Source organism: Deltaproteobacteria bacterium (assembly GCA_016875225.1).
Classification (GTDB): domain Bacteria; phylum Myxococcota_A; class UBA9160; order SZUA-336; family SZUA-336; genus VGRW01.
On the sequence record VGRW01000156.1, the window covers coordinates 1 to 3,231 of the forward strand.

A 3,231-nucleotide genomic window follows, 5' to 3' on the forward strand; every position below is an offset into this window, starting at 1 on the left:
CGTCGCCGGTGAAGCGGTGACGCTGGTCGGCGACCGCGCGCTGCTGCGCCGGCTCATGCGCAACCTGCTCGAGAACGCGCACAGGCACGCGGGCGGAGCCGAGGTCGAGATCGAGGTCGCCAAGCTCGGCCCCGGCCGCGCGCGGATCCGCGTCTCGGATCGCGGCCCCGGCGTTCCCGAGAGCGAGCGTGAGCGGATCTTCGAGCCGTTCCACCGCCGCGCGGGCGCCGCGGAGAGGCGCGACGGCGGCTTCGGTCTGGGTCTCGCGCTCGTGCGCCAGATCGCGCGCCACCACGGCGGCGAGGCGCGCTGCCGGCCCCGCGAGGGCGGTGGAACGGTCTTCGAAGCGGATCTAGGAGGTGTCACATGACGGTGTCGCTGCCCGACCATGCCAACGTGATCGCGCCGCCGCCGCTTCTGTTCCTGGGCGCGCTGCTGGCCGGATTCGCGCTCGAGATCGTCTGGCCGACGAGTTTCGTCTCGGGCCTTGCGCGGATTGCGCTCGGCAGCGCGCTGCTCGCGGCGGGAACCGCCGTCATGCGCTCGGGGTTCAGCGCCCAGCGGCGCGCGGGCACGACCGTTCCGACGCACCTGCCGACCGACGCGATCGCGAGCGACGGCGCCTACGCCTGGTCGCGAAACCCGCTCTACCTGGGGTTGATGCTGCTCTACTCCGGAGCGGCGGTGTTCGGCGACAGCCTCTGGGTGCTCGGCTTGCTGCTGCCGCTCTTCGCGGTGTTGCGCATCGGCGTGGTTGGCCGCGAAGAGGCCTACCTGGAGCGCAAGTTCGGCGACGCGTACCGCGCCTACCGCAATCGCGTGCGCCGCTGGATCTGAGCGGCGCTCAGGCCTTCGATATCGGCACGTGGCCGGGCTGCGCGCGGACGCGCTCTAGCCACTTGCCCAGCGACGAAAATCCCGCGAGGTCGTAGCCGCCCTCGTGCGCCACGTGCGTGTAGGCGTAGAGCGCGATGTCGGCGATCGAGTAGCGGCTGGCGACGAAGAAGTCGCGCTCGCGCAGGTGGCTCTCCATCACGGCGAGCGCCGCGTAGCCGCGCTCCATCCGCTCGGCGAGCTGGTCGCGCTTGGCCTCGATCATTCCCGCGTGGTGCCAGAAGCGCACCGTCGCTATGTAGGGCTCGTGGCTGTACTGCTCGAAGAACATCCACTGCAGGACCTGCGCGCGCTCGAGCCGGCCCCGGGGCAGGAAGTCGGTTCCCTCGGCCAGGTAGAACGCGATCGCGTTCGATTCCCAGAGATGCGTGCCGTCCTCGAGCTCGAGGCAGGGAATCCGCCCGTTGGGGTTCCGGCGCAGGAACTCCTCGGTACGCGTCTCGCCCTTCAGGATGTCGAGCTCGACCCGTTCGAACGCGATGCCGAGCTGCGTGAGCAGCAGCCGGACCTTGTAGCCGTTGCCGGACTCGAGATAGTCGTAGAGCCGGAGCACCGGCTTCACCTTCCCTTCTCGGAGCTCTCTTCGACCTCGAGCTCGGCCTCGGAAGCGGCCGCCCAATCAGCCATCGCCGGCAGGCGGCGCAGCGATTCGACGTACGCGGCCTCGGCCGGGCCGAGCGCGACGCCGTAGGTCGCGAAGCGGAAGGCGACCGGCGCGTACATCGCGTCGGCGATCGAGAAGTCCCCGAACAGGAACGGCCCGTGCGAGGCGGATCGCGCGCGGCAGTCGCTCCAGATCTCGCGCACACGCGCTAGGTCGCGCTCGAGCTCGGGCGTTGACGGCACGCGCCGCCCGGACGCGCGCACGTTCATCGGCATCTGCGCGCGAAGCGCAGTGAAGCCCGAGTGCATCTCCGCCGAGATCGAGCGCGCGAGCGCCCGCTCCCCGGCCGCGCGTGGCCAGGCGCGGATCTCGGGAAACGTCTCGGCCAGGTACTCGCAGATCGCGAGCGAGTCCCAGACCGTGAGCGCGCCGTGGCGGAGCGCCGGCACCTTTCCAGCGGGCGAGTACGCGCGCACGCGCTCTGCGAAGTCGCTCGACCCGAACGCGACGCGAACCTCTTCGAACTCGAGCCCGGTCTGCGCGAGCAGCAGCCAGGGCCGAAGCGACCACGAGGAGTAATTCCTGTTTCCGATCAGGAGCGACAGCGCGGGCATGGGTTTCCTTCAGCTCGCAAGCAGGCGCTCGGGCGTGAGCACCCAGGTTCGAATGTTCTCGCGCGCGAGGGTTGCGCCGCGCTCGAGGCCCGCGACCTCGTCGCCGAGCTCGGCGTGAGTGGTGGCGGAGATCAACACTCCACCGACGGGCGCGTTCTTCTGCAGGTGGCCGGCGACGTCGAGCACCGGGCTGTAGGCGACGCCGCTGGCGAGGTCGACCGCGGAGCGTCCGGTGTGCACGCCGATCCGGACCCGGAACTCGCGCTCGAGCAGGTTCTCGCGCGCGTTCCAGTCGCGCAGTCCCAGGAGCAGCGCGCGCGCGCACGAGACCGCGTCGCTCGCGCGGTCGAAGAACGCCATGATCTCGTCGCCGTTGGAGTTCAGCACGCGCCCGCGGTGCTCTTCGATGCGATCGCCCAGGTAGCCGCGGAAGCGCTCGAACGAGCCGAACACGCGCTCGGCGCGCGTCTCGCTCGCTTTGAGCCCGTAGGAGTCGGCGATGTCGACGTCCAGGAAGGTCCCGTCGCGCACGAACTCGCGCTCGATCCGCTGCTCGAGGTCGACGCGCGCCTCCATCACCTGGCGCAAGCCCCCGGCGGGCCGCGCGCTCGCCTTCGCGGGCCTGGCTTCGAGCTCGAGCCGCAGCAGCACCGCATCCGCGAGCCCGATCTGGTCGCCGGTCGCGAGCTCGCTTGCGCCTTCCACCGGGGCGCCGTTGCGCAGCGTCGGGTTGGTGGCGGAGCGGTGCACGAGCAGGACCCGATCGCCCTCGCGCACCAGCTCGGCGTGCAGGCGCGATACGCCGGGATCGAGCAGAACCAGGTCGCAGTCCGGCGCGCGGCCGAGCGTGACTGAGTCGCCGAGCAGCGGAACGCGCATTCCCGCGAGCTTTCCGGGACCCTGCACGACCGAGAGGTGCCCCCAGACCCCGCGGGCTACGCCGATCTGTGTGGTGTCGACCGCGTCCACCCGGATGATCTCGGTGTGCTCCTCGCGCGCGCGCGCGCCCGCCGCAGCCACGGCGTGCGCGGCCCCGGAGCGGATCTCGAGCAGGATCCGGCCGATCCGGATCCGGTCGCCCGGCAGGATCGCCTTGCGCTGGATCGGCTCGCCATTTTT

General features: G+C 71.0%; 5 protein-coding genes. 2 read left to right on the plus strand and 3 right to left on the minus strand.

From position 1 onward, the window contains the following. Both FJ108_18245 and FJ108_18250 read left to right on the plus strand, forming a co-directional pair. The coding region (locus tag FJ108_18245) for a sensor histidine kinase (GenBank protein MBM4337833.1) at window positions 1–370 on the plus strand (370 nt) is incomplete at its 5' end. Continuing rightward, a complete protein-coding gene (locus tag FJ108_18250; protein ID MBM4337834.1) occupies window positions 367–837 on the plus strand; it encodes an isoprenylcysteine carboxylmethyltransferase family protein in 471 nt (156 codons plus the stop codon). The genes FJ108_18245 and FJ108_18250, both read left to right, overlap by 4 nt. A 7-nt stretch (window positions 838–844) precedes the next feature. On the opposite strand, the gene FJ108_18255 is transcribed toward FJ108_18250, so the two are convergent. From FJ108_18255 to FJ108_18265, 3 genes are all read right to left on the minus strand, one after another. Further along, window positions 845–1,447, minus strand: coding sequence for a glutathione S-transferase family protein (locus FJ108_18255; protein ID MBM4337835.1), 603 nt, complete (start codon window positions 1,445–1,447; stop codon window positions 845–847). Window positions 1,448–1,452: 5 nt separating this feature from the next. Then, entirely contained in the window at window positions 1,453–2,112 is a 660-nt protein-coding gene (locus FJ108_18260) for a glutathione S-transferase family protein (protein MBM4337836.1), read from the minus strand. Between the two features lie 9 nt (window positions 2,113–2,121). Next, window positions 2,122–3,231: FHA domain-containing protein (locus tag FJ108_18265; GenBank protein ID MBM4337837.1), on the minus strand; the 1,110-nt coding region annotated here is incomplete at its 5' end.

What these genes read in the sequence shown, in the direction of transcription:
- FJ108_18260 (MBM4337836.1), bottom strand. Translation starts at nt 2,112, where the DNA reads ATGCCCGCGCTGTCGCTCCTGATCGGAAACAGGAATTACTCCTCGTGG.
- FJ108_18250 (MBM4337834.1), top strand. Translation starts at nt 367, where the DNA reads ATGACGGTGTCGCTGCCCGACCATGCCAACGTGATCGCGCCGCCGCCG.